Here is a 24,240-nt window from a genome sequence, read left to right as displayed (position 1 = left end):
GCAAGTTCCGTGCTCACCCGCGGCGACCCCGCCGCGTGCCCGCGCCGCCGCTATGCGTCGCCGCGGTGCACCGGGGCGGACAGCAGGTCGAACAAGGTGCGTGCGACGACACGCGTCGCACCGCGCAGGTCCGCCAGGTCGAGGTGCTCGTCGGCGCGTTTGGCGTTGCTCTCGAGCACGGTGCGCGGGCCGGCGCCGTAGATGACGGCCGGCACGCCGCGCGCGCCGTACAGGCGCACGTCGGTGTACAGCGGCGTGCCCGAGACCTCGACCGGGTGGCCGAACACCGTTTCGGCATGGCGCTGCAGCGCCGCGACCAGCGCGCCGTTGCCGGCCTGGGGCTTGAGCGAATGCGCCAGCAGGATGCGGCGGATCTCGACCCGCACGCCGGGCGAGCTGGCGACGGCGGCTTCGATCAGCGCACGCACCTCGGCTTCGACGGCGGCCGCGTCTTCCTCGGGGATCATGCGGCGGTCCAGTTTCAACACCACCTTGCCGGGCACGACGTTGGTGTTGCTGCCGCCTTCGATGCGGCCGACGTTGAGGTACGGGTGCGTGATGCCGGCGACCTGCGAACGGCGGCCGCGCAGCACATCGTTGTGGGCGTAGAGCGCGGCCAGCAGCTGGGTCGCCGCCTGCAGCGCGTCGACGCCGGTCTGCGGATAGGCGGCGTGCGAGGCCAGGCCGTGCAGCGTCACTTCCAGCTGCAGGCAGCCGTTGTGCGCGGTGACGACCTGGTGGCTGAAGCCCGCGGCGATCAGCAGGTCGGGTTTCGTCAGCTCGTGCTGCAGCAGCCAGCCGGGGCCGAGTTCGCCGCCGAACTCCTCGTCGTAGGTGAAGTGCAGTTCCACCGCGCCGGCCAGCGGCCCGCCCAGCGACTCCAGCGCGCGCAGCGCGAAGGTGTAGGTCGCGAAGTCGCTCTTGCTGACCGCCGAGGCGCGGCCGTAGAGCTGGCCGTCGACGACGGCGCCACCGTACGGGTCCTGCGTCCAGCCTTCGCCAGGCGGCACGACGTCGCCGTGGGCGTTCAGCGCGATCGTCGGGCCGCCGGCGGCGAAACGCCGGCGCACGATCAGGTTGGTGATCGACTGCAGGCCGTAGGCGTGCACCTGCTCGGCCGGCACCGGGTGGCGCTCGGCTTCGTAGCCGAAGCCGGCCAGCAGCTCGGCGGTGCGTTCGGCGTGCGGCGCGTTGTCGCCCGGCGGCGTGTCGGTGGGCACCCGCACCAGCTGCTGCAGGAAGGCCACTTCGTCGTCGAAGTGGGCGGCGATCCAGGCGTCGAGCGCGTCGTAGGCGGTGGGGGTCATTCGCGGGCGAGTTGGTCGAGCAAGGTGGCGAAGGCAGCGACGGCGAGTTCGGCGTCGTCGTCGGTCACGGTTTCGAGCGGGTTGTGGCTGATGCCGAGTTCGCCGCCGCGCACGAAGAGCATGGCCTGCGGCATCAGCCGGTGCAGCGTCATCGCGTCGTGGCCGGCGCCGCTGGGCAGGCGGTGCACCGGCAGGCCGAGCGCGGCGACGGCGGATTCCCAGCGCGCCAACCAGGCCGGCGCGCTGGGCGCGGCGGGGGCCTGCATCGTCGGCGTCAGCGTGAAGTCGACGCCACGGCGGCGCGCGATCTCGGCCAGGTCGGCGAGCACAGCGTCGGCCACCGCATCGCGCGCGGCGTCGCTCGTCGCCCGCACGTCCAGGCTGATGCGGCAGCGCCCGGGCACGACGTTGATCGAGCCGCCGGGCACCTCGACGATGCCGACGGTGGCGACCGCGTCGGGCACGGCGGCGGCGCGGCGTTCGGCGGCGAGCACGAACTCGGCGGCGGCGGCGGCGGCGTCGCGGCGGCGGTCCATCGGCGTCGTGCCGGCGTGGCTGGCGAGGCCGGTGATCTGGCCCGTCCAGCGCCGGCTTCCGTTGATCGAGGTGACGACGCCCAGCGGCAGGTCGAGTTCGGCCAGCACCGGGCCTTGTTCGATGTGGACCTCGACGTAGCCGAGGTAGCACGCCGGGTCGCGGCGTTCGGCGGCGATGGCCTCCATCGTCGCCGGCAGGCCGGCGGCACGCATCGCGTCGTGCATCGTGATGCCGGCGGCGTCGGCCTGGTCCAGCCAGGCGGGGTCGAAGTCGCCGGTCAGCGCGCTGGAGCCGAGGAAGGTGGCGGCGTAGCGCTGGCCCTCTTCTTCGGCGAAGGCGACGAGCTCGATCGCGAACGGCAGCCGCCGGCCTTCGGCCTTCAGCGCGGCGACGGCTTCGAGCGCGACGAGGATGCCCAGCCGCCCGTCGTGGCGGCCGGCGTTGCGCACGGTGTCGTAGTGGCTGCCGGTGAGCAGCCGCGGCGCGCCGGGCGTGGCGCCCTCGTAGACGCCGACGACGTTGCCGACCGCGTCTTCGCGCACGCTGTCGAAGCCGCAGTCCTGCATCCAGCGCGCGAGCAGGCGCGCGCAGTCGCGGTGCGCGGCGCTGAGGTAGGTGACGGTCAGCTCGCCGCGTTCGGCGTACGGCGGCTCGCTGAAGGCGGCCAGCGCCTCGGCGCGGTCCCAGACGGCGCGGCCCTGATGCGGCTGGGTGTCGAACTTCTCGGCCAGGCGGATCTCGGCGATGCGGTGCACCTGGCGCAGGCACTCGGCGAACTCGACCTCGGGGTGCGAAGCCAGCCGGCGCTGCAGCGTGGCGATGATCTCGGTGCGCGTGAGCCCGCTGCCGCGCGGCCCGCGCACCGCGACGATGAACGGCCAGCCGAAGCGTGCGTTGTAGGCCGCGTTCAGGCGCTGGATGGTCGCGAACTCTTCCGGCGTGCAGGCGGTGAGGCCGGCGCGCTGCTGCTCGCCGCTGCTCTCGGCCGTCAGCGTGCCGGCGACCATGGCCTTGCCGGCGAGTTCCGGGTGGGCGCGCAGCAGCGCCAGCTGCGCGTCGCGGCCGCCGGCGCGAACGGCCTGAACCAGCGCGTGTTTCAGCGCGGCGAGCGTGGCGAACGGGCGCTGCTCGAACGCCGCGGCGGCGATCCACGGCGAGTGTTCGTAGACACCGTCCAGCAGCGCGACGAACTCGTCACGCGACGCGGCATTCAGCGCGGCCAGCGTCGTCATCGTCCGTCCCAGACGTGGGCGGTGGACGCGTCGAACGGATGGTGTTCGGCCCAGTGGCGTGCGATGTCGATGCGGCGGCAGACCCAGACGCCGTCGTGGCGGCCGATGTGGTCCAGGAAACGCTGCAGCGCCGCGATGCGCGCCGGCCGGCCGAGCACACGACAGTGCATGCCGACGCTCATCATCTTCGGCCGGTCCAGGCCGGCCGGGTCGCCTTCGGCATACAGCGCGTCGAAGCTGTCGCGCAGGTAGGTGGTGAAGTGCTCGGCGGTGTTGAAGCCCTGCACCTGCACGCAGCGCATGTCGTTGGTGTCCAGCGAGTACGGCACGACGAGCTGCGGCGCCAGGCTGCCGTCGCTCTTGCGCACGTTCAGCCAGAACGGCAGGTCGTCGCCGTAGTAGTCGCTGTCGTAGGCGAAGCCGCCGTGGTCGGCGACGAGGCGGCGCGTGTTCGGGCTGTCGCGGCCGGTGTACCAGCCCAGCGGCCACTGGCCGTTGCTCAGGCGGCGGATCTTCTGCACCGCCAGCGCGAGGTGCTCGCGCTCGACCGCATCGTCGACCGCCTGGTAGTGGATCCAGCGCAGGCCGTGGCTGGCGATCTCGTCGCCGCGGTCCATGAAGACTTCGGCCATCTCGGGGTAGCGCTCCAGCGCGTCGGCGACGCCGAAGATCGTCAGCGGCAGCCCGCGGCGCTCGAACTCGCGCAGGATGCGCCAGACGCCGGCACGCGACCCGTACTCGTACATCGACTCGATCGTCATGTGCCGGTTCGGGAAGGGCTGGGCGTTGATCAGCTCGGACAGAAAGGTCTCGCTCGCGGGGTCGCCGTGCAGCGGGTTGTTCTCGCCGCCTTCCTCGTAGTTCAGGACGAAGGAGACGGCGATGCGCGCGCCGCCCGGCCAGCGGGCGTGCGGGGGGTTGCGGCCGTGGCCGCGCAGGTCGCGTGCGTAAGGTGTGCTCATGCGGCGGGTCTCAGCAGGTCGGCGAGGTCGCCGACTCTCGGGTGGCGTTGCAGGTTGCCGACGACGTTGCCCAGGTGCTCGGCCATCAGGCGCGTGGCGGCGTCGGCGTCGCGGCGCTCGATGGCGTCGACGATCAGCACGTGCTCGTCCTGCGAGTGGCCGGCGGCGTCGGCCGACTGGTACATCAGCGCGATCAGCGAGCAGCGGCTCAGCAGGTCGGCCAGCAGCTCGGCCAGCACGGTGTTGCCCAGGCACTCGGCGAGCACGACGTGGAACTGCGCCAGCAGCCGCGTGCGGCCGGCGACGTCGTGCCGGCGCACGGCGTCGGCCTCGGCGGCGAGGTGGGCGCGCAGGCGCACGAGGTGGGCCGGTTCGGCCCGCGCGCAGAGCTCGCGCACCATGCCGGTCTCCAGCAGGCGGCGGGCGTCGAAGACCTGGCGCGCTTCGTCGACGCTGGGGCGGGCGACGAAGGCGCCACGCGCGGGCTCCAGCGTCACCAGGCGGTCGCGGCTCAGGCGGTTGAGCGCCTCGCGCACCAGCGTGCGCGAGACGCCGAAGAGATCGGCCACCGCCTGCTCGGCGAGCTTGGTGCCGGGCATCAGCCGGCGTTCGACGATGGCGGTGGTGATCGTGTCGACGATCTGCTGCGTCGTCGCGCCGGCGCCGGGCGCACGCTTGGGCGCCTCGTCGGGCGCGAGCGGCAGGGGGTCGGCGGGGCGGCGCGGCATGGTGTTGGCGACTGTGAACAATAGTGTATACACTTTGGTCGACAACACGATCGGACCTCGCATGGCACACCTCAGCACCCACGTGCTCGACACCGCGCACGGTTGTCCCGCGGCCGGCATGGTGGTGACGCTGCAGCGCCTGCATGGCGACGCGGCGACGACCCTGAAGCGCGTGACGCTCAATGCCGACGGCCGCGCCGACGGCCCGCTTCTGGCGGCGCACGAGATGGCCGCCGGGCGCTACCGCCTGCTGTTCGAGGTGGCGCCCTACTTCCGGGCGCGTGGCGTCGAACTGCCCGAGCCGCCGTTCCTGGACACCGTGACCGTCGACTTCGGCATCGCCGACGCCGCCGGCCACTACCACGTGCCGCTGCTCGTCAGCCCGTGGAGCCACTCGACCTACCGCGGCTCGTGAACAGGGCACGGGGCTTGCAAGACCCGACGCGTTAACCTGTCTTCCGCAGTCGCCGTGGGCGGGCGGCCCGGTCTTGCGGGCTGCCCTCGGCGCGACACGATCCGGCTCAGAGCGCCCGCCGTGGTGAGCCCCCTCGCTTCGCGACGATTCCTGCCATGGAAACCTATCTTCTCGACTGGGCCAACCTGCTGCTGCGCTGGGCCCACGTCATCACGGCGATCGCCTGGATCGGCTCGTCGTTCTACTTCGTCTTCCTCGACAGCAGCCTGCTGCCGCCGAGCGACCCCGAGCTCAAGCGCAAGGGTGTCGACGGCGAACTCTGGGCGGTGCACGGCGGCGGCTTCTACAACCCGCAGAAGTACCTCGTCGCGCCCAAGGCGCTGCCCGAGCACCTGCACTGGTTCTACTGGGAGAGCTACAGCACCTGGCTGACCGGCTTCGGGCTGTTCACCGTGCTCTACCTGTTCCAGGCCGGCAGCTTCCTCGTCGACCGCACGCGGCTGGACTGGGCGCCCGGCGCCGCGGTGGCCGCGGCGCTGGCCTTCCTGGCGGTGTTCTGGATCGTCTACGACCTCATCTGCCGCACGCTGGGGCGGCGCGTCGGCGGCGACCGGCTGGTCGGCGCGGCGATCGCCGTCGTCGTCGTCTTCGCCGCCTGGCTGGCCTGCCAGCTGTTCGCCGGGCGCGCGGCCTTCCTGCTGGTCGGCGCGATGATGGCCACGGCGATGAGCGCCAACGTCTTCTTCTGGATCATCCCGGGGCAGCGCACCGTGATCGCGCAGATGAAGGCCGGCCAGCCGGTGGACCCCGTGCACGGCCAGCGCGCCAAGCAGCGCAGCGTGCACAACACCTACTTCACGCTGCCGGTGCTGATCGCGATGCTGTCCAACCACTACGGCTGGTTGACGCAGGGCGAGCACAACTGGCTGGTGCTGATCGTCTTGATGGCCGCCGGCGCGGCGATCCGCCAGTTCTTCGTTGCCCGGCACAAGGCCAGGCTCAACGGCGTGCAGCCGCCCTGGGGCTACGCCGCGGCCGGCGTCGTGTCGATCGTCGCCTTGATCGTCTGGCTGGCGCCGGCGCCGCGTGCGCCGCAGGCGGCCAGCGCCGCGCCGGTGACGCTGGCGCAGGTGCAGGCCGTCGTCGAGCAGCGCTGCGTGATCTGCCACAACGCGCAGCTGCAGCAGAAGAACGTCGCGCTGCACACACCGGAGCTGATCCGCCAGCACGCGCAAGCGATCTACCAGCAGGCGGTGGTGCTGAAGGCGATGCCGCTGAACAACGCGACCGGCCTCAGCGACGAGGAACGTGCGCAGCTGGCGCGCTGGTACGAAGGCGGCGCCCACTGAGGGGCGCCGCGGCGGCGCTCAGCGCAGGTTGGCGGGGTAGCCGGCCGGCAGCTCGCTGGCGGCGCGGTCGATCACCGTCTCGTCGTCGGGGCCGCAGTCGCGCACGAAGGTGATGGTCGCGAACTCGTCGATGACCTCGGTCGGGTAGGCCGGGCCGGCTTCGCGGTAGGCCACCATCTGCGGGATGTGATCGTTCTGGAAGCAGACCGTCTTCTTCGGGTCCTGGATCACCCAGCGCGGGAAGAAGATGGTGCCGTGGTAGATCATGTCGTCGAGGTTGGCGATCAGGCTGACGTCGGTGCCGGTGGGCTCGGTCCAGGAGATCTTCCAGACGTTCTCGCCGACGCGGGCGATGAACACGCGCTGGTCCTTCACCCAGCGGCCACCGACGATGCCGGAGTGGATGCGGTAGTCGATCGTCTTCGCGTTCTTGACGTAGACCTCGTAGTTCCAGCCGTTGTCATAGGTGTAGACGATGTGCTTGCCGACGAAGCGGGACAGGTCGTGCGGGTCGAAACGGGCCATGAGTTGCTCCAGGTGGATGGCCGGGGCTCCGGCCTGTGGATCCAGCTTATGGCGGCAGATTCGATGGATGAGCGCGATATCTCGATCTGACTGATTCGATTTTCAGATCGATTAAGCTCGCACCATGCTGCCCGCGACGACCCTCGAACAATGGGCGGTGCTGCAGGCCATCGTCGAGACCGGCAGCTACGCCAAGGCCGCCGAGCAGCTGCACCGCAGCCAGTCCTCGGTCAGCTACGCCGTCGCCGCCTTGCAGCAGCGCCTGGGCGTGACGCTGCTCGAACTGCGCGGCCGGCGGGCGGCGCTCACCGTCGCCGGCGAGTCGCTGCTGGCGCAGGTGCGGCCGCTGCTGAAGAACTTCGGCGAGATCGAGATGCGCGCGCGCGGCCTGCAGGCCGGCGAGCGAACGGCGCTGACGCTGATCGTCGACAGCGTGTTCCCGAAGGAGCTGCTGTTCGCCGCGCTGCGCGGCTTCCAGCAGCGCCATCCGGCGGTGAAGCTGCACGTCACCGAGGTGCTGCGCACCGAGAGCGAGCCGCTGCTGGCGGCGCACGAAGCCGACCTGTACCTGATCACCCAGCGCCCGGACGACCCGGCGGCCAGCGACTTTCTGCTGTCGGTGGACTTCATCGCCGTCGCCGAGCCGGGGCACGCGCTGCACGCCGTCGAACCGCCGCTGAGCGCGGCGCAGCTGGACGCGCACCCGCTGGTCGTCATCGCCGACCGGCAGCTGCAGCGGCTGATCAAGGCGCACCCGGCGTCGCTGTGGTCGTTCACGACCATCGACGCGGCGATCGAGGCCGTGGCGCGCGGTGTCGGCTACGGCTGGCTGCCGCTGCACCGCATCCAGCCGCTGCTCGACGACGGCCGGCTGCGCCGGCTGCCGCTGGCGACGCAGCGGCTGCGCAAGACGCCGCTGTACCTGGTCTACGGCGACGAGTCGCTGAGCCTGGACCCGGTGGTCGCGACGCTGGCCGCGCTGATCCGCGGCGTCTGCAGCGAGCGCTGAACCGCGCGCGCCGCGGCGGGCCCGCCCCGCTCGCGCCTCAATCGGGCTGGTCGAGCTGCCAGACCGTCGTGCCCCAGTCGCCGCCGAGTTCGGGCATCACCGTTCCGGCCACGAAGCGGCGCCGCGCCGGTGCTGCGGGTGTAGTCCACCAGCCTGTGCGCGGGCAGGGTTCACCGGCGATGCAGCGCTCGCGGATGCCGGCGAGCCAGGGGTCGGAAGCGCCGGGGATGCCGCCGCCGGAGTCGGCGATCTTTTCGACGAGGGTCCAGGTGGTGGGGATGGCGCGTTCGTCCGTGGTCCGCAGGTCGTCTGGGTCGTCGGGAGGCAAGGCGCCGAGCGCTTGCTGACCCGCAATCAGGAACTGGGCGCAGCCGGCTTCAGCGGGGAGATAAACACCGCTGACCTGGATCTTGTCGTCGGTCTTGACGCGAACTTGGGGATTGAGGCGATAGACCGGCCAGGACGGCGGAGCGTCGAGGGGGCCGCGCGCTTCCTCGTTGTAGTCCCAGCTGAGATCACCGGGCGCCCAAATGCACTGGCAAGAGCGATCGATGTTGCTGGCTATGCGCCAAGAGTCTCGCCGCCCTTGCTCGAACTGTTCCAGATAAAAACCCGGCATCCAGCGAGTGTCGTAGTCTCGCATTATGGAAACAAAAACGGTCGATAGCCCACCTGCAGAAGCAAGAAAACCCAAGCGACCGTGCGAGACACGGATATACGCCTCATTCAATCCCGCCAAAACGCTTGCCATATTTGGAATGACAACAGCACCCCACGTAATGTCCGGCTGCGCATTAATCGGGCGACTCCGGTAGTCCCGCGGAAGACTCATAAGAGCCTGATCGAGCGCATTTTCCGCAGCACCAACACAATCCGCAAAATGATCGCGCATCAAACCAAAATAGCTCAAGGAAACATAGCGCTGCAGCAGAAAAGGCTCAGACGGATCAAAAGAGACTGTCATATCTGTTCATTTCCCCATTGATTCTTTAGAACCGGCACACCCACCGGCATCAATAGATCATCCACGCTCTCGTTTGCATAACTCCACCCGGTCCTTTTTCTGCGCTCCAAGAATGCTGGATCGAGATCCGCCGGATTCACTACGAACTGTTGTGCACCGCCGGATAACCAGAACATCTCTCCAGATTCATTGAGGACCGGCTTCCCAGAAATCTCCAGTCGCTGTGACGCGGCAGCGCCTCGCCAAACAGGGAGACCACCGCCCGGCGGCACAACGTACACTGTGTACTCGCCATTGCCATTCCAGTGCGCCCAAACGGCGCACTTCTCCCGCCACTCACCCTTACTCTTCAGCGCCAAAAAATCTCTCTCAGACATCCAAAATGGGCTGTCATCACGCGATCTCGGGTCAACGACCCGCACCAAACGCGTACCGGGCGGGAGACGGTCCGCGACGACCTTTCCCGAGAAACTCTGAAATGCCCCTTTCACCACCGAAGCCTCATCATCACCAATCCCGAAGTGTCCAGCGGGCACCGACGGCGCCTGCGCTAGTGACGGATGGCGCGCGCGCCTAGACTCATAAACCCACGGCGGCCTGCGGGAACGAATCGATTCAACCTCTATGTCGCGCCGCAATCTTGTCGGCATCAGCTTATGCCCATTCCGGGCATTGACCATGGCCCGGTACTGCATGTCCCCGTGCACCTCCAGCCGCCTCGCCAGGCAAGCGAGCCAATATCGCAGGGGCTCCAAGACCTGTGCAAGACCGTCGTTCATGCGATCTCGGACTCGGCGCAGCGAGGCCAGGAGTTCGCCGGCAGCGCTGGCACTCGCCGCCGTGCCCCACCGTTGCACCTTCCCAAGCACCCATTCCAGCGCCTCGAGCCCGCGGTCATAGGCGGCACGTAGGCTCTTGGCATCGAGCGAAGCTGCTAAAGCACGGATCTCGGTCGACAGATAACGATAGGGCTCATCGATCCGTAGCCCGGTCAGGGCTTTGCGCATCTGTGCGCTGGCCAGCAAGGCATCCAGCCGCCCGATACCGCGATCGACGGACTCGGCCGTCTCGTTCCATAGCTTCTGGCCGTCAAGCCAGTTCCGGCCCTTGTAGGCCCACTTGGCGGCTCGATAGACCTCCCGCCGCGCTTCGGCGACCACGACCTTCAACCCGGTCTTCACCAGGCTGCCCAGGGTCGGGAACAGCCCCAGCAGCGTCAATACCAGCGCCACCCACCGCCAGGGATCGCGGTCATCCTCCCGCAACGCCCGCACATTCGCCACCAGGTCGCGCAGATCGCTCAACTGGTCGACCAGCGGGATCATCGAGATCAGCCCGCCGGTGATCGTCTGCGCCGTCGTCGGGTTCTCGGCGAAGTCGCCCTGCAGCACGACCCAGACCCACTCGGCCACCGCCTCGGCGTCGCTGCGCCAGCGTGCCGGCGCGCTGGTGAACCAGGCGAGCGCGTTTTCCAGCGGGTTGGGGGCGGGCGTCGGCATCGGCGCGTTGATACGCGCCGCCGCCCGCCGCCGCATCGCCCCGGCGGGTGGGCCGCCCTTCCGGGCGCCAGTCACCTTAGCGACCGCTGCGGGCCACCCCGCATGCAGCAGGGCCGGGCCCTTGGACAGAATGGGTCGCGCCGCCCGTGCCGCGTCGGACACCGGGCCAGGACAAGACCAGGAGACAGGAATGAACGGCTTGATGATGCAGCAGCCGCTGCTGATCTCTTCGCTGCTGGTGCACGCCGAACGCCACCACGGCGACCGCGAGGTCGTCTCGCGCCGCGTCGAGGGCGACATCCACCGCACCACCTACCGCGAGATGGCCGCACGCGCCCGCCGCCTGGCCAATGCGCTGGCGGCGCTGGGCGTCAAACCGTCCGAACGCGTCGGCACGCTGGCCTGGAACGGCTACCGCCACATGGAGCTGTACTACGCGGTCTCCGGCTCCGGCTCGGTGCTGCACACGGTCAACCCGCGCCTGCACCCCGACCAGATCGTCTACATCGCCGACCACGCCGAAGACCAGGTGCTGTGTTTCGACCTCAGCTTCCTGCCGCTGGTGCAGGCGGTGGCCGGACGCACGAAGACGATCCGCCACTTCGTCGCGATGACCGACCGCGCACACATGCCGGCCGACCCGAAGATCCCCAACCTGCTGTGCTACGAGGACCTGGTCGACGCCCATTCCGACCGCTACGACTGGCCCGAGTTCGACGAGAACACCGCCAGCTCGCTCTGCTACACCTCGGGCACCACCGGCAACCCCAAGGGCGTGCTCTACAGCCACCGCTCGACGGTGCTGCACACCTTCGCGATCGCGCTGCCCGACGCGCTGAACTGCTCGGCCACCGACAGCATCCTGCCGGTGGTGCCGATGTTCCACGTCAACGCCTGGGGCCTGCCGTACGCGGCCTGCATGACCGGCGCCAAGCTGGTCTTCCCCGGCCCGGGGCTGGACGGCAAGTCGCTGTACGAGCTGTTCGAAGCCGAGCAGGTGACGGTCTCGGCCGGCGTGCCGACGGTCTGGCAGGCGCTGCTGGCCTACGTCGACGCCAACGGGCTGAAGTTCAGCTCGATGCGCCGCACCGTGGTCGGCGGCTCGGCCTGCCCGCCGGCGATGCTGCGCAAGTTCGCCGAGGACTACGACGTGCACGTGCTGCACGCCTGGGGCATGACCGAGATGAGCCCGGTCGGCACGGTGGCCGCGTTCAAGCCGCAGCACCTGGCGCTGCCGGAGGCGGAACGTTTCGCGGTGATGGCCAAGCAGGGCCGCGCGGTCTACGGCGTCGACATGAAGATCGTCGACCCCGCGGGCCGCGAACTGCCCTGGGGCGGCCCGGCCTCGGGCGACCTGCTGGTGCGCGGCCCCTGGGTGCTGTCGCGCTACTTCAAGGGCGAGGGCGGCAACCCGCTGCGCGAGGGCTGGTTCCCCACCGGCGACGTCGCACGCATCGACGCCGAGGGCTACATGCTGATCACCGACCGCAGCAAGGACGTCATCAAGTCCGGTGGCGAGTGGATCGGCTCGATCGACCTGGAGAACATCGCGATGGCGCACCCGGCGGTGGCCATCGCCGCCTGCATTGCGGTGCCGCATCCGAAGTGGGACGAGCGCCCGCTGCTGGTCGTCGTGCGCAAGCCCGGCGCCGAGCTGACGCGCGAGGAACTGCTCGGTTTCTACGAAGGCAAGATCGCCAAGTGGTGGACGCCCGACGACGTCGTCTTCGTCGACGCCATCCCGCTGGGCGCCACCGGCAAGATGCAGAAGAACAAGCTGCGCGAGATGCTGAAGGACTACCGGCTGCCGGCGGCCTGATCGCCTTCGGCAACGGCCGGCCCGAACAGATGGCTCCAGGCATGTGCACGCAGCGTGCGCAGCTCGGGGCTGCCGGAGTCGAAGGTCGCATCGCCCAGGGTGCCGCTCGACTGGTTGGCCGCCACGTAGAGCCGCCGCACCAGCGTGACCTGATCGCGCTTGTGTGGCATCGCCCAGTGCCCCGGCGCCGCCAGCCCGGCCTGCTGCAGCACCAGGGCCCCGACGTTGTAGGCCGCCACCTCGGCCGGAAGCGTCACGAAGCCGGCGCGGCTGTCGAACAGGGCCAGCGGCGGCTTGGAGAAGTCACGCTCCAGGTTCAGCGGTGCATCGGTGCCGTGCAGCGCCCGGTTCAGGCGCTCGTAGACCGCCAGCGAACCGAACGACGGGTAATGGTCGCCGTAGAAGAGCACGACGCTGCGCCGCGGCCGGGACTTCAGCCGCTCCAGGAAGCCGCAGAACGCTCGCTCGTGGTCGTAGATCATCGACGCGTACTGGGTCAGCGCCAGGCGGTCGCCTTCCAGCCCGGCCGGCAGGCGTTCGGCCAGGCCCGGCTCCACCGGGAAGCGGCCGTCCCAGTCGTAGGGCAGGTGCGCCATCATCGAGACGGCGTGCACGAGGCGGGGGCCGTCGCCGGGGGCGTCCAGGCGCTTCAGGATCTGGTCGAAGAGCACGCGGTCGTCGACATACTGGCCGCGCCGGGGCGCGCCCGGCATGTCTTCGAGGCCGGCGTAGTCGTCGATGCCGAGCGCGGCGTAGGCCTGCGGGCGGGAGAAGAAGTCGCGGTGGAAGGTGTGCACGGCTTCGGTACGCCAGCCGTGATCACGCAGCAACCGCGGCAGGGCCGACGCGACCGGGCGCGACAGGTACATCTGGAACGGCACCGAGCCCGGCGGCAGCATCGCGTAGGGGTAGCCCGTCAGCAGTTCGAACTCGACGTTGGCCGTGAATCCCCCCCAGGCCGGCGACACCAGGCGTGACTCGGGCGCCGTGGCGAGGCAGCCGAACGGCCGGCCGAAGAGCTGCTCCGGCAGCCGGGTGAAGGATTCCGACAGCACCAGCACGATGTCGGGTCGCTCGCCGGCCGCCTGGGCCGGCGGTACGGCGGCGGCGTCCAGCGCCTTCGCGGCGGCCAGGTCTGCGGCGGCAGGCTCGGGGATGCCGATGAACGGCAGGTTGACCGCGAACGCGTAGTACGGCCCGAAGTTGGCGAAGTTCGCGCCCTGGTCCCAGGTGATGTTGTGGACCTGGCCGGACAGGCCCCGGGGCGTCGACGGCAGCACCACCCCCCAGGCGCAGACGCCGACCAGGCCGGCGGCGGCGGCGGCCGACCGCGCGATCCCCCGGCGGCGACGGAAGATCGCCTGCCGGAAACGCCACCCGAGCACGAGGACGACCGCGGCAGCCGACGCCGCCAACACCGCCACCGCCGCAAGCGACCAGCCGAGGAAGGCCGCGAAGTCGGCCAGGTCGCCGACGAACCACAGGTCCCAGGGCAGCAGCGGCATGTCCAGTTCGAGCATCTTGCGCTCGGAGACCATCGCCACCGTGCCCAGCAGCGTGATGCCCAGCAGCGCCGATGCCAGCGGCGTGAACACCAGCCGGGCCAGCGCGTACAGGGTCAGGCCGAACAGGGCGTTGAGCAGGTCGACCTCCCAGGCCAGCGTGTCTCGTGCGCTGAACAGCCACAGGTGCCGGCGCGGCCAGTGCATCGCGAACAGGTCCGCCCAGTGCACCGCGCAGTACGCGCAGGCCGCAGCCGCCGCCGGCCCGGACAGCCAGCGCAGCGCGGCCAGCCATCGCGCGCGTCGTGCGCACGCAGGCTCGGCGGTGGGGCGCGGCGTCTCGGCGCCACGCGGGAAGTCGGACATGGGACGCACTGTAGGCCCGCGCTGCCGCCGCGCGGGCGCAGAGCGCATGCCGACGTGCATAGTTGTGCAAAGACTGGCGGCGGGGGGCTCGCGCGCACGCATCACGCGCGTTCCGCCCTCGAGACGATGGAATCGCTTCGTAACCGAGGCAGGTGGCGACAAGCCACTTGTCCTGGCGCAGATGCCGTTTTTGCGGGCCGCCTACCGCGCCTCCCGCTTGATCTGGCGCAATCGGCACCCCGTGGGGCTACTGGAAAGTGCCTCCACCCGCCTGTAGGCCGGGTAGGGGTGACAATATGCAACACAGTTTCCAGATGCCCGACGGCGCCCTGGCTGAACGATCAGCGCGCCCGCCATTGCGTCCGACGACGACGGCTCGCCCGAGCGCCGCGCCGGTGCGCGACGACGACCGGCCCGAGACCCGTGGTCCGGACGCGCGCACCTGGCAAGGTCTTTTCGGCACGCCGGCGCTTTCCACCGCCGAGCAGCTCGCGCTGTCTTCGGTCGCGCGCATGCGCACGGTTCCGGCCGGCGCGGCCGTGTTCGACCGTCGCGACAGCGCCAATGCGCTGGTGCTGGTCCAGAGCGGCGACGTCGCGCTGGGCTATCGCGGCGCCGACGGCGTCTTCCACATCGAACGTCCGGTGCGCGGCCCGGCCTGGCTGGACCAGAGCTCCGCGTGGCTGCACGAGAACCACGCGCTGGACGCCCGCGCGACGACCGAAGCGGTCATCGTCGAGCTGCCGCGTGACGCGGTGCAGGCGCTGATCGAGCGTTACCCCGCGCTCGGCCGCCACCTCGTCGCCAGCCTCGCGCGTGAAGTGCAGACGCTGCAGATGAACACGCACGAGCTGATGCACAAGGACGCGCCGGCACGTTTCGCCGCGTGGCTGGTGCAGCGCATCGAGCTGACCGACGCCGCCGGCCTGCGCGGCGTGGTGCGCCTGACCGAACGCAAGCGCGACATCGCGTCCCAACTCGCGATCACCCCGGAGACGCTGTCGCGCCTGATGCGCAGCCTCACCCGTCAGGGCGTGATTTCGGTGGCCGGCTACAACGTCCAGGTGCTCGACGCACCGGCGCTGCGCCAGATCGCCACCGGCGGCTGATTCCTCCTCAAGGAAACGTCGAAGGTTCGCGGGGGCTTCGGCCCCCGTCTTTTTGGGCCTCAGCCACGCGCGAGCAGCTGCGCCACCACGGCCACCGCGATGACCGCCGGCTCCTTGCCGGCGATGCCCGGCAGCCCGACCGGGCACACCAGCCGCGCCAGCGCCTCGGCGCCGTGACCGCGCGCCGCCAGCCGGGCGAGGAAACGTTCTCGCTTGCTGCGCGAGCCGATCAGGCCGACAAAACCCAGGTCCGGCCGCACCAGCGCGGCGTGCACGATCTCCAGGTCCAGGTCGTGGCGGTGCGTCATCACCAGCACGCAGGCGCCGGCCGGCGCGCGCGCCAGCTCGTCGGCGGCCGCGGCGGCGGGCACGGCCTCGACCTGAGGCGGCAGCTCGGCGCCGGCGAAGGCGTCTTCGCGTTCGTCAACCCACTGCACGCGGCAGGGGATCCCGTCGAGCACCCGCACGATCGCGCGGCCGACGTGGCCGGCGCCGTGCAGCTGCAGCACGAAACGCGGCGCCGGCAGCGGCCAGGCCTCGGGCGGGCAGTCCGACAGCGGCACAAAGGCCAGCGTCGCGTGGCCGCCGCAGCACTGGCCCAGCGCCGGGCCCAGCGGCACCGCCCAGAGCGGCTCGACGGCTTCGCCGCGCAGCAGCGCGCGGGCGCGTTCGATCGCCTTCAGCTCCAGGTGGCCGCCGCCGATCGTGCCTTCGACCGTGTCGGCCGCCACCAGCATGCGCGTGCCGGCCTCGCGCGGCACCGAGCCGCGCACCGCACGCAGCTCGACGACGACCGCCGGCCGGCGCTCGCGGCGCCAGCGTGCGGCCGTGGCCGCCAGCCTCACGCGGCGCCCCGCACCGCCTGCACGGCGGCCAGGATGGCTTCGCTGGTCGCCGGGGCCGACAGCGGCGGGTCGACACGGTGGCCGCCGGCGGCCGAGACCGCGTCGCGGATCGCGAAGAACACCGAGAACGGCAGCAGCAGCGGCGGTTCGCCGACGGCCTTGCTGCGGTGGATACTGTCCTGCGGGTTCGGCCGGCCGAACAGGCGCACGTGGAACTCGGGCGGCAGGTCGTTGGCGGTCGGGATCTTGTAGGTGCTGGGCGCGTGCGTGGCCAGCAGCCCGGTCTTCGGGTGCCAGACCAGCTCTTCCATCGTCATCCAGCCCATGCCCTGCACGAAGGCGCCTTCGACCTGGCCGATGTCCAGCGCCGGGTTCAGCGAGGCGCCGACGTCGTGCAGCACGTCGGCGCGCAGCAGCCGCCACTCGCCGGTCAGCGTGTCGACCAGCACCTCGCTGCAGGCGGCACCCCAGGCGAAGTAGTAGAAGGGTTTGCCGCTCATCGTCTGGCGGTCCCAGGACAGGCCGGGCGTGGCGTAGAAACCTTCGCTCCAGAGCTGCACACGCTCCAGGTAGGCGGCGTTGCAGAGTTCGGCGAAGGACATCGCTTCAGCCCCGGCCTGCACGCGGCCGTCGGCGAACAGCACGTCCTCGGCGGCGACGCCCCAGCGCCGCGCGGCGAAGGCCACCAGACGCTCGCGGATGCGGCGCGCGGCGTCCTGCGCCGCCTTGCCGTTGAGGTCGCTGCCGGTCGAGGCCGCGGTGGCCGAGGTGTTGGCCACCTTGTGCGTGTCGGTGGCGGTCACGCGCACGGCCTCGAAGGGCAGGCCCAGCTCGTGGGCGACGACCTGGGCGACCTTGGTGTTCAGCCCCTGGCCCATCTCGGTGCCGCCGTGGTTCACCAGCACCGAGCCGTCGAGGTAGACGTTCACCAGCGCACCGGCCTGGTTCAGGTGCACGACATTGAACGAGATGCCGAACTTCAGCGGCGTCAGCGCCAGCCCCTTCTTCAGCACCGGGCTGGTGGCGTTGAAGGCGGCGACGGCCTCGCGGCGCGCGGCGTAGTCGCTGCTGGCGGCCAGCTCGTCGACCAGCGGCACGACGATGTTGTCCTCGACACGCTGGCCGTAGGGCGTCAGGTCGCGTTCGCCGACGCCGTAGAAGTTGGCGTGGCGCACGGCCAGCGCGTCGCGGCCCAGGCGGCGCGCGACGCTGTCCAGCGCGTACTCGATCGCGAATGCGCCCTGCGGCCCGCCGAAGCCGCGGAAGGCGGTGTTGCTCTGGGTGTTGGTGCGCGCGGCGTAACCCTGCATCGCGACATCCGGCAGCCAGTAGCAGTTGTCGAAGTGGCACAGCGCGCGCGTCATCACCGGGCCCGACAGGTCTGCGGAATGGCCGGCGTTGCTGACCATCGTGACCTCGGCGCCGAGCACGCGGCCGTCGACATCGTGACCCAGCGCGAGCTGGTAGCGAAAGCCGTGGCGCCGGCCGGTGACGAGGAAGTCGTCGTCGCGGTCCAGGCGCAGCTTGACCGGCCGGCCGCTGCGCACGGCCGCCACCGCGGCGACGCAGGCCGGCAGCGCCGACTGCGACTCCTTGCCGCCGAAGCCGCCACCCATGCGCCGGCACTCGACCTGCACCGCGTGCGACGGGCGGTGCAGCGCGTGCGCGACCAGGTGCTGCATCTCGCTCGGGTGCTGCGTCGAGCACAGCACCTTCATGCCGCCCTGCTCCTGCGGCTGGGCGTAGGCGATCTGGCCTTCGAGGTAGAAGTGCTCCTGGCCGCCGACGCCGAAGTCGAGTTCGACACGGTGCGGCGCCGCGGCCAGCGCGGCGGCGGCGTCGCCACGCGCCAGCCGCACTGGCGGCACGACGTACTGGCCGGCGGCGTGGGCCTGCATCGCGTCGAGCACCGGCGGCAGTGCATCGAAGGCGATCACCTCTTTGGCCAGCGCCGCGGCGCGCCGCGCCGCTTCGCGTGTCGTCGCGACGACGGCGTAGACCGGCTGGCCCAGGTGGCGCAGCACGGCGCCCGGGCCGCCGGCGAGGATGGGCTCATCCTTGACCAGCGAGCCGCACTGGTTCTCGCCGGGGATGGCGTCGGCGCAGAAGGCGTCGACGACACCCGGCACGGCGCGCACACGCTCCAGGTCGACGCTGCGCAGCACGCCGTGCGCCACCGGCGACAGCCCGAGCGCGGCGTGCAGCGTGCCGGCGAGTTCGGGCAGGTCGTCGGTGTAAGGCGCGCTGCCGGCGACGTGGGCCGCGGCCGACTCGTGCGGGCGCGAGCGGCCGACGACGCCGGCCGCGGGCAGCGGATGCGCCGGCGCGTTCAAACTTCCACCTCCCGCTGCCAGACGTCCAGCGCCGCAGCGGGCAGCGGCGCGTCGGGCCGGGTCTCCAGCCAGAGCCTTTCGAGCAGGTTCTTCGCGACCTGCATGCGGTAGGCCGCGCTGGCGCGCAGGTCGGTCAGCGGCGTGTAGTCGGCGTCCAGCGCCGCCTGCGCGGCACGCAGCGCGGCTTCGTCCCAGCGCCGGCCTTGCAGTGCGGCTTCGGCAGCGGCAGCGCGTTTGACCGTCGCCGCCATGCCGCCGTAGGCCAGGCGCACCTGCTGCACGCGGTCGCCGTCCAGGCGCAAGGCGAACGCGGCGCAGACGGCCGAGATGTCCGAGTCGTGGCGCTTGGAGATCTTCCAGCCGCGCACGACGGTGCCCGGCGCGGTGTGCGGCACGACGATGGCCTGCACGAACTCGCCCGGTTCCAGCCGGTTCTTCAGGTAGTCGACGTAGAAGTCGGCGAGCGCCAGCTCGCGCACACGTTCGCCGCGGCGCAGCACGAGGCGTGTGTCCAGCGCCAGCAGCACCGGCGCCGAGTCGCCGATCGGCGAGCCGTTGGCGACGTTGCCGCCCATCGTGCCGGCGTGGCGCACCGGCGGCGACGCGAAGCGGCGCCACATCTCGGCCAGCTGCGGGTGCTCGGCGGCGAGCGCGGCCCAGGCGTCCTCAAGCGAGGCCGCGGCGCCGATGACGAGCGCGTCGTCGCGGCGCTCCACACGGCGCAGCTCGGCGACGTCGCCGGTCCAGATCAGCTCGGGCAGCACACGCAGCTGCTTGGTCACCCACAGGCCGATGTCGGTGCCGCCGCCCAGCAGGCGCGCCTCGGGCCGCGCTTCGCGCAGCGCGGCAAGCTCGCCGACGCTGCGCGGCGCGTGAAAGCCCGAGGCGGTGTGCAGCGGCGGCGCCTCGCGCATCTGCTTCAGCGCGGCGATGACCGGCGCCGTGTCCAGCCGCAGCGGCGGTGCGTCGAACATCGCCAGCCCGGCGTCGAGGATGGGCCGGTAGCCGGTGCAGCGGCAGAGGTTGCCCGACAGTTCGTCGGCCAGCGCCTGGCGCGTCGGCCGCGTGCCGGCGGCCTGGTGGCGTTCGTTGGCCGCCCACAAGGACATCACGAAACCCGGCGTGCAGAAGCCGCACTGCGACCCGTGGTGCGCCACCAGCGCCTGCTGCACCGGATGCAGCACGCCGCCGGGCGCGACGTCCTCGACGGTGAACAGCGCGCGCCCGTCCAGCGTCGGCAGGAAGCGGATGCAGGCGTTGACGGTCTCCAGCTTCAGCCGGCCGTCCTCGCCCAGCTCGCCGACGACCACGGTGCAGGCACCGCAATCGCCCTCGGCACAACCTTCCTTGGTGCCGACCAGGCGCTGCTGCTCGCGCAGCCATTCGAGCACGGTGCGCGTGGCCGGCACGTCGGCGATCTCGACGATGCGCTGGCGGTGAAAGAAGCGGATCGGACGGGTTTCGCTCATCGGCAGCATCGAATGCGGTTGGAAGACAGTACAGCGCAAGCGGCAGCGGCGTTCGGCACGGGCAAAATATCGTCACCCGCGACGCGGCCCGGAACAGGGCCGGCGCGACATCACCACCACCGTGAAGCCCGAACGCAGCGCCCCCGAGGTCGACCTGCGCGCTGCCCTCGGCATGCGCGTGCCTGCCTGCGCGCCGTTTTGCATGCAATCCGCGGGCCTGCCCCGGTGCACCGGCATGGAACGGAGCGCCCGGTGAACAAGCTCGCGCTGCACGGCGACCTGCTGGACTTCGAGGCCACACCCGGCTGGGGCGACCCGGCGCTGCACGGCGTGCGCTGGCGCCCCGACCACTGGCTGCTGATCGAAGACGGCCGCATCGCCGGCACCCTGCCCGGCCGCGAGCCGCCCGGCGAGGACTGGCGGCGCGAGGAGCACAGCGGCCGGCTGCTGATGCCGGGTTTCATCGACACCCACGTGCACTGCCCGCAGCTCGACGTCATCGCGAGCTGGAGCCCCGGCCTGCTGCACTGGCTGGACACCTACACCTTCCCGGCCGAGCAGCGTTTTGCCGACCCCGAGGTCGCCGCCGCCGGTGCCGGGCTGTTCCTCGACGCGCTGCTGGCCCACGGCACGACCAGCGCCGTCGTCTTCCCGACAGTGCACGCGGCCTCCGCCGAGGCGCTGTTCGCCGCCGCCAGCGCGCGCGGCATGCGCCTCGTCGCCGGCAAGGTGCTGATGGACCGCGGCGCGCCGCCGGCGCTGACCGACGACGTCGCCGGCGCCGAACGCGACAACGAGGCGCTGATCGCCCGCTGGCACGGCCGCGGCCGCAACGCCTACGCGGTGACGGTGCGTTTCGCGATCACCAGCACGCCGGAGCAGCTGGCGATGGCCGGCCGCCTGCTGGCGCGCCACGAGGGCCTGTACCTGCAGACCCACGTCGCCGAGAACCGCGACGAGGTCGCCGAGGTCGCGCGCCTGTTCCCCGAGGCACGAAGTTATCTCGACGTCTACCACCGCCACGGCCTGCTGGGCCCGCGTTCGGTGCTGGCGCACGGCATCTGGCTCGACGACGAGGACCGCCGCCTGCTCGCCGACACCGGCGCGCAGATCGCGTTCTGCCCGACGAGCAACCTGTTCCTCGGCAGCGGCCTGTTCGACTGGCAGGCGGCGGTCGACCACGGCCACAAGGTGTCGATCGCCACCGACGTCGGCGGCGGCACCAGCCTGTCGATGCAGCGCACGCTGGCCGAGGGCTACAAGGTGCAGGCGCTGCGCGGCACGCGGCTCACCGCCTGGTGCGCGCTGCACGCCGCCACGCGCGGCGCCGCCGAGGCGCTGGGCCTGGGCGCCGAGATCGGCCACTTCGACGTGGGCGCTGCGGCCGACGTCGTCGCCTGGGACTGGGCGCACGGCGCCGCCGCCCTGCACCGCGACGCGGTGGCACGCGGCGCGGTGGCCACGCTGCCGGCGCAGGACCTGCACGCGCGCGTCTTCGCCTGGATGACGCTGGCCGACGAGCGCAACGTCGCCGCCACCTGGGTGGCCGGCGTGCCGCGTTTCGAACGCGGCCGCATGCTTCAAAATGTCAGCATTGGCACGGCGCTTGCGGCCCGTCCCGATCCACGAGACCCCCAACACGCCGACGGCGCCGACGTCCGTTCGCGGCACTCCTGAGTCCATGCACCGCCTCGAACTCGACGGCATCACCAAGCAGTACCCCGCGGTCCGTGCCAACGACGGCGTCAGCCTGCGCGTCAAGCCCGGCGAGATCCACGCCGTGCTGGGCGAGAACGGCGCCGGCAAGTCGACGCTGATGAAGGTCATCTACGGCGCCGTGCAGCCCGACGCCGGCACGATCCGCTGGAACGGCCGGCCGGTGACGGTGCGCAGCCCGGCCGAGGCGCGCGCGCTGGGCATCAGCATGGTCTACCAGCACTTCTCGCTGTTCGACACGCTGACCGCCGCCGAGAACGTCTGGCTGGGCCTGGACAAGGCGATGAAGCTGCCCGAGGTGGCGCGCCGCATCACCGAAGTCGCGCACACCTACGGCCTGGACGTCGACCCGCAGCGCCCGGTGCACACGCTGTCGGTCGGCGAGCGCCAGCGCGTGGAGATCGTGCGTGCGCTGCTGACCGACCCGCAGCTCTTGATCCTCGACGAGCCGACCTCGGTGCTGACGCCGCAGGCCGTCGACAAGCTCTTCGTCACGCTGCGCCAGCTCGCCGAGCGCGGCACCAGCATCCTCTACATCAGCCACAAGCTCGACGAGATCCGCGCGCTGTGCCACCACTGCACGGTGCTGCGCGGCGGCAAGGTCACCGGCGAGGTCGACCCGACGCTGGAGAGCAACGCCAGCCTGTCGCGGCTGATGATCGGCGCCGAGCCGCCGCAGCTGCAGCACGGCACGCGCCCGGCCGGCGACGTGGTGCTGGCGGTCAAGGGCCTGTCGCTGGCGCGCGAAGACCAGTTCGGCGTCGACCTGAAGGACATCGGCTTCGACGTGCGCGCCGGCGAGATCGTCGGCGTGGCCGGCGTCTCGGGCAACGGCCAGCAGGAGCTGATGGCCGCGCTGTCGGGCGAGGACCGGCGTGCGCCGCACGGCAGCATCCGCCTCTTCGGCCGCGACATCGCGAACCACGGCGCGCGCAAGCGCCGCCACGAAGGCCTGCATTTCGTGCCCGAGGAGCGCCTGGGCCGCGGCGCGGTGCCGACGCTGAGCCTGGCGCAGAACACGCTCCTGACGCGCACCGAAGCGGTGTCGCGTGCCGGCTGGATCCCCAGCGCGCGCGTCACGGCGCTGGCCGACAAGATCATCCGCCGCTTCAACGTCAAGGCCGGCGGCCCGGGCGCGGCGGCCAAGAGCCTGTCCGGCGGCAACCTGCAGAAGTTCATCGTCGGCCGCGAGATCGACGCCGACCCCAAGCTGCTCGTCGTCAGCCAGCCGACCTGGGGCGTGGACGTCGGCGCCGCGGCGCTGATCCGCGGCGAGCTGCTGAAGCTGCGCGACGCCGGCTGCGCGCTGCTGGTCGTCAGCGAGGAGCTGGAAGAACTGTTCGAGATCAGCGACCGGCTGATCGTCATCGCCCAGGGGCGCGTGTCGCCGTCGATTCCCGTCGCCGAGGCGACGATCGAGAAGATCGGCGAATGGATGAGCGGCCTGTGGGCGCCGCGGGAGACGGCCTGATGTTGAAGCTCGAGGCACGGCCCGAGCCGTCGAAGTGGATGTCGATCGCCTCGCCGCTGCTGGCGCTGGCGATCACGGTGCTGATCGGCGTGGTGCTCTTCGTCCTGCTCGGCAAGGATCCGGTGCGCGGGCTGCAGGTGTTCTTCGTCGAGCCGGTGAAGAACCTGTACGCGCTGTCGGAGCTGAGCGTCAAGGCGACGCCGCTGATCCTGATCGCGCTGGGGCTGGCGGTCTGCTACCGCTCCAACGTCTGGAACATCGGCGCCGAGGGCCAGTTCGTCGTCGGCGCGCTGGCCGCCGGCTGGGTGGCGATGCAGGCGCCGTCGCTGGCCTGGATGGGCCGCGGCATCGTCGTCGTGATCCTGTTCGCCGGCGTGCTCGGCGGCATGGTCTGGGCCGGCGTCGTCGCCGCGCTGCGCGACCGCTTCCACGCCAACGAGATCCTCGTCAGCCTGATGCTGGTCTACGTCGCCGAGATGATCCTCGGCTGGCTGGTCTACGGCCCCTGGAAGGATCCGCAGGGCTACAACTTCCCGCAGACCATCACCTTCGACGCGCTGACCAGGATCCCGCGCCTCGTCGACGGCCTGCGCGCCAACATCGGCGTCGTCATCGCACTCGTCGCGGTGGTCGGCTTCTGGGCCTTCATGTTCCGCACCTACCGGGGCTTTCAGCTGCAGGTCGGCGGCCTGGCGCCGGCGGCGGCGCGTTATGCCGGCTTCTCGTCGCGCAGCGCGCTGTGGACCTCGCTGCTGCTGTCCGGCGGCATGGCGGGGCTGGCCGGCGGGCTGGAAGCGGCCGGGCCGCTGGGCCAGCTGACGCCGTACGTGCCGGCCGGCTACGGCTTCGGCGCGATCATCGTCGCCTTCGTCGGCCGCCTGCACCCGGTGGGCATCGTCTTCTCCGGGATCCTGATGAGCATGTTCTACATCGGCGGCGAACTGGCGCAGTCGCGCCTGGGCCTGCCCAAGTCGCTGACCGGCGTCTTCCAGGGCCTGCTGCTGTTCACGCTGCTGGCCTGCGACACGCTGATCCACTACCGCGTGCGCTGGTGGCACACGGTGCGCGCCAAGGCCTGAGACC

General features: G+C 71.1%; 19 protein-coding genes. 8 read left to right on the top strand and 11 right to left on the bottom strand.

Translation table 11 applies throughout. From position 1 onward, the window contains the following. Positions 1–50: 50 nt before the first annotated feature. Genes EV684_RS11635 through EV684_RS11620 form a run of 4 tightly spaced genes read right to left on the bottom strand, consistent with a single transcriptional unit; the run spans position 51 to position 4,766 of the window. On the bottom strand, positions 51–1,307 hold the full coding sequence (locus EV684_RS11635; protein ID WP_132647367.1) for a M20/M25/M40 family metallo-hydrolase: 1,257 nt from the start codon (positions 1,305–1,307) through the stop codon (positions 51–53). After that, a complete protein-coding gene (uraD, locus tag EV684_RS11630) occupies positions 1,304–3,076 on the bottom strand; it encodes a 2-oxo-4-hydroxy-4-carboxy-5-ureidoimidazoline decarboxylase (RefSeq protein ID WP_132647365.1) in 1,773 nt (590 codons plus the stop codon). The genes EV684_RS11635 and uraD overlap by 4 nt, the downstream gene beginning before the upstream one ends. Beyond that, positions 3,073–4,038 (bottom strand): allantoinase PuuE, encoded by a 966-nt coding sequence (gene puuE, locus EV684_RS11625; RefSeq protein ID WP_132647363.1) that lies wholly within the window; start codon positions 4,036–4,038, stop codon positions 3,073–3,075. The genes uraD and puuE overlap by 4 nt, the downstream gene beginning before the upstream one ends. Then, positions 4,035–4,766 carry a GntR family transcriptional regulator gene (locus EV684_RS11620; protein ID WP_132647361.1) on the bottom strand — a complete coding sequence of 244 codons (732 nt, stop codon included), beginning with the start codon at positions 4,764–4,766 and terminating at the stop codon, positions 4,035–4,037. Before EV684_RS11620 ends, puuE begins: the two co-directional genes overlap by 4 nt. 61 nt (positions 4,767–4,827) lie before the next feature. Between EV684_RS11620 and uraH the strand changes: the two genes are divergently transcribed. Continuing rightward, positions 4,828–5,181 (top strand): hydroxyisourate hydrolase, encoded by a 354-nt coding sequence (gene uraH, locus EV684_RS11615; RefSeq protein ID WP_132647359.1) that lies wholly within the window; start codon positions 4,828–4,830, stop codon positions 5,179–5,181. 155 nt (positions 5,182–5,336) lie between these two features. Next, positions 5,337–6,530: a urate hydroxylase PuuD gene (locus tag EV684_RS11610; protein WP_132647357.1), complete on the top strand. Its 1,194-nt coding sequence runs from the start codon at positions 5,337–5,339 to the stop codon at positions 6,528–6,530. A gap of 18 nt (positions 6,531–6,548) precedes the next feature. Here EV684_RS11610 and EV684_RS11605 read toward each other — a convergent pair whose 3' ends face one another. Continuing rightward, the gene (locus EV684_RS11605; protein WP_132647355.1) at positions 6,549–7,055 is read right to left on the bottom strand and encodes a phenolic acid decarboxylase; all 507 of its coding nucleotides are present in this window, start codon (positions 7,053–7,055) and stop codon (positions 6,549–6,551) included. Between the two features lie 124 nt (positions 7,056–7,179). Here EV684_RS11605 and EV684_RS11600 point away from each other — a divergent pair, with 124 nt between their 5' ends. Beyond that, a complete protein-coding gene (locus EV684_RS11600; protein ID WP_132647353.1) occupies positions 7,180–8,064 on the top strand; it encodes a LysR family transcriptional regulator in 885 nt (294 codons plus the stop codon). A 37-nt stretch (positions 8,065–8,101) separates the two neighbouring features. Here EV684_RS11600 and EV684_RS24360 read toward each other — a convergent pair whose 3' ends face one another. After that, positions 8,102–9,028 carry a hypothetical protein gene (locus EV684_RS24360; protein ID WP_242478476.1) on the bottom strand — a complete coding sequence of 309 codons (927 nt, stop codon included), beginning with the start codon at positions 9,026–9,028 and terminating at the stop codon, positions 8,102–8,104. Continuing rightward, on the bottom strand, positions 9,025–10,527 hold the full coding sequence (locus EV684_RS11590) for a hypothetical protein (RefSeq protein ID WP_242478475.1): 1,503 nt from the start codon (positions 10,525–10,527) through the stop codon (positions 9,025–9,027). The genes EV684_RS24360 and EV684_RS11590 overlap by 4 nt, the downstream gene beginning before the upstream one ends. Before the next feature lie 190 nt (positions 10,528–10,717). Between EV684_RS11590 and EV684_RS11585 the strand changes: the two genes are divergently transcribed. Next, complete coding sequence (locus EV684_RS11585; RefSeq protein WP_132647351.1) at positions 10,718–12,346, top strand: 3-(methylthio)propionyl-CoA ligase; 1,629 nt, start codon at positions 10,718–10,720, stop codon at positions 12,344–12,346. On the opposite strand, the gene EV684_RS11580 is transcribed toward EV684_RS11585, so the two are convergent. After that, positions 12,325–14,214 (bottom strand): LTA synthase family protein, encoded by a 1,890-nt coding sequence (locus EV684_RS11580; RefSeq protein WP_165908470.1) that lies wholly within the window; start codon positions 14,212–14,214, stop codon positions 12,325–12,327. The two genes, EV684_RS11585 and EV684_RS11580, sit on opposite strands and share 22 nt — an antisense overlap. Before the next feature lie 395 nt (positions 14,215–14,609). Here EV684_RS11580 and EV684_RS11575 point away from each other — a divergent pair, with 395 nt between their 5' ends. Further along, a complete protein-coding gene (locus EV684_RS11575; RefSeq protein WP_132647347.1) occupies positions 14,610–15,323 on the top strand; it encodes a Crp/Fnr family transcriptional regulator in 714 nt (237 codons plus the stop codon). A gap of 59 nt (positions 15,324–15,382) precedes the next feature. On the opposite strand, the gene xdhC is transcribed toward EV684_RS11575, so the two are convergent. The 3 genes from xdhC to xdhA are packed head-to-tail and all read right to left on the bottom strand — an operon-like array spanning position 15,383 to position 19,979. Further along, positions 15,383–16,168: a xanthine dehydrogenase accessory protein XdhC gene (xdhC, locus tag EV684_RS11570; RefSeq protein WP_132647345.1), complete on the bottom strand. Its 786-nt coding sequence runs from the start codon at positions 16,166–16,168 to the stop codon at positions 15,383–15,385. Beyond that, entirely contained in the window at positions 16,165–18,501 is a 2,337-nt protein-coding gene (gene xdhB / locus EV684_RS11565) for a xanthine dehydrogenase molybdopterin binding subunit (RefSeq protein WP_132647343.1), read from the bottom strand. The genes xdhC and xdhB overlap by 4 nt, the downstream gene beginning before the upstream one ends. Then, positions 18,498–19,979: a xanthine dehydrogenase small subunit gene (gene xdhA, locus EV684_RS11560; RefSeq protein WP_132647341.1), complete on the bottom strand. Its 1,482-nt coding sequence runs from the start codon at positions 19,977–19,979 to the stop codon at positions 18,498–18,500. Before xdhA ends, xdhB begins: the two co-directional genes overlap by 4 nt. 243 nt (positions 19,980–20,222) lie before the next feature. Between xdhA and guaD the strand changes: the two genes are divergently transcribed. From guaD to EV684_RS11545, 3 genes are read left to right on the top strand one after another with little or no spacing between them, the layout of a single operon-like run. Then, complete coding sequence (gene guaD / locus EV684_RS11555) at positions 20,223–21,647, top strand: guanine deaminase (RefSeq protein WP_132647339.1); 1,425 nt, start codon at positions 20,223–20,225, stop codon at positions 21,645–21,647. Between the two features lie 4 nt (positions 21,648–21,651). Then, positions 21,652–23,157 carry an ABC transporter ATP-binding protein gene (locus EV684_RS11550; protein ID WP_132647337.1) on the top strand — a complete coding sequence of 502 codons (1,506 nt, stop codon included), beginning with the start codon at positions 21,652–21,654 and terminating at the stop codon, positions 23,155–23,157. Next, positions 23,157–24,236, top strand: coding sequence for an ABC transporter permease (locus tag EV684_RS11545; protein WP_132647335.1), 1,080 nt, complete (start codon positions 23,157–23,159; stop codon positions 24,234–24,236). The genes EV684_RS11550 and EV684_RS11545 overlap by 1 nt, the downstream gene beginning before the upstream one ends. Positions 24,237–24,240: the final 4 nt, after the last annotated feature.

Origin of the sequence: Rubrivivax gelatinosus (genome assembly GCF_004340905.1) — a bacterium.
Lineage (GTDB): Bacteria > Pseudomonadota > Gammaproteobacteria > Burkholderiales > Burkholderiaceae_C > Rubrivivax > Rubrivivax gelatinosus.
This window is presented reverse-complemented; position numbering and strand designations above follow the sequence as displayed.

Bases quoted from the DNA above. Each gene is read 5' to 3' on its own strand.
- EV684_RS11545 (WP_132647335.1), top strand. From the start codon at position 23,157: ATGTTGAAGCTCGAGGCACGGCCCGAGCCGTCGAAGTGGATGTCGATC.
- EV684_RS11585 (WP_132647351.1), top strand. From the start codon at position 10,718: ATGAACGGCTTGATGATGCAGCAGCCGCTGCTGATCTCTTCGCTGCTG.
- EV684_RS11635 (WP_132647367.1), bottom strand. From the start codon at position 1,307: ATGACCCCCACCGCCTACGACGCGCTCGACGCCTGGATCGCCGCCCAC.
- uraH (WP_132647359.1), top strand. From the start codon at position 4,828: ATGGCACACCTCAGCACCCACGTGCTCGACACCGCGCACGGTTGTCCC.
- EV684_RS11580 (WP_165908470.1), bottom strand. From the start codon at position 14,214: ATGTCCGACTTCCCGCGTGGCGCCGAGACGCCGCGCCCCACCGCCGAG.
- EV684_RS24360 (WP_242478476.1), bottom strand. From the start codon at position 9,028: ATGACAGTCTCTTTTGATCCGTCTGAGCCTTTTCTGCTGCAGCGCTAT.
- EV684_RS11605 (WP_132647355.1), bottom strand. From the start codon at position 7,055: ATGGCCCGTTTCGACCCGCACGACCTGTCCCGCTTCGTCGGCAAGCAC.
- uraD (WP_132647365.1), bottom strand. From the start codon at position 3,076: ATGACGACGCTGGCCGCGCTGAATGCCGCGTCGCGTGACGAGTTCGTC.
- puuE (WP_132647363.1), bottom strand. From the start codon at position 4,038: ATGAGCACACCTTACGCACGCGACCTGCGCGGCCACGGCCGCAACCCC.
- xdhA (WP_132647341.1), bottom strand. From the start codon at position 19,979: ATGCTGCCGATGAGCGAAACCCGTCCGATCCGCTTCTTTCACCGCCAG.
- EV684_RS11620 (WP_132647361.1), bottom strand. From the start codon at position 4,766: ATGCCGCGCCGCCCCGCCGACCCCCTGCCGCTCGCGCCCGACGAGGCG.
- EV684_RS11600 (WP_132647353.1), top strand. From the start codon at position 7,180: ATGCTGCCCGCGACGACCCTCGAACAATGGGCGGTGCTGCAGGCCATC.
- EV684_RS11610 (WP_132647357.1), top strand. From the start codon at position 5,337: ATGGAAACCTATCTTCTCGACTGGGCCAACCTGCTGCTGCGCTGGGCC.
- EV684_RS11590 (WP_242478475.1), bottom strand. From the start codon at position 10,527: ATGCCGACGCCCGCCCCCAACCCGCTGGAAAACGCGCTCGCCTGGTTC.
- EV684_RS11550 (WP_132647337.1), top strand. From the start codon at position 21,652: ATGCACCGCCTCGAACTCGACGGCATCACCAAGCAGTACCCCGCGGTC.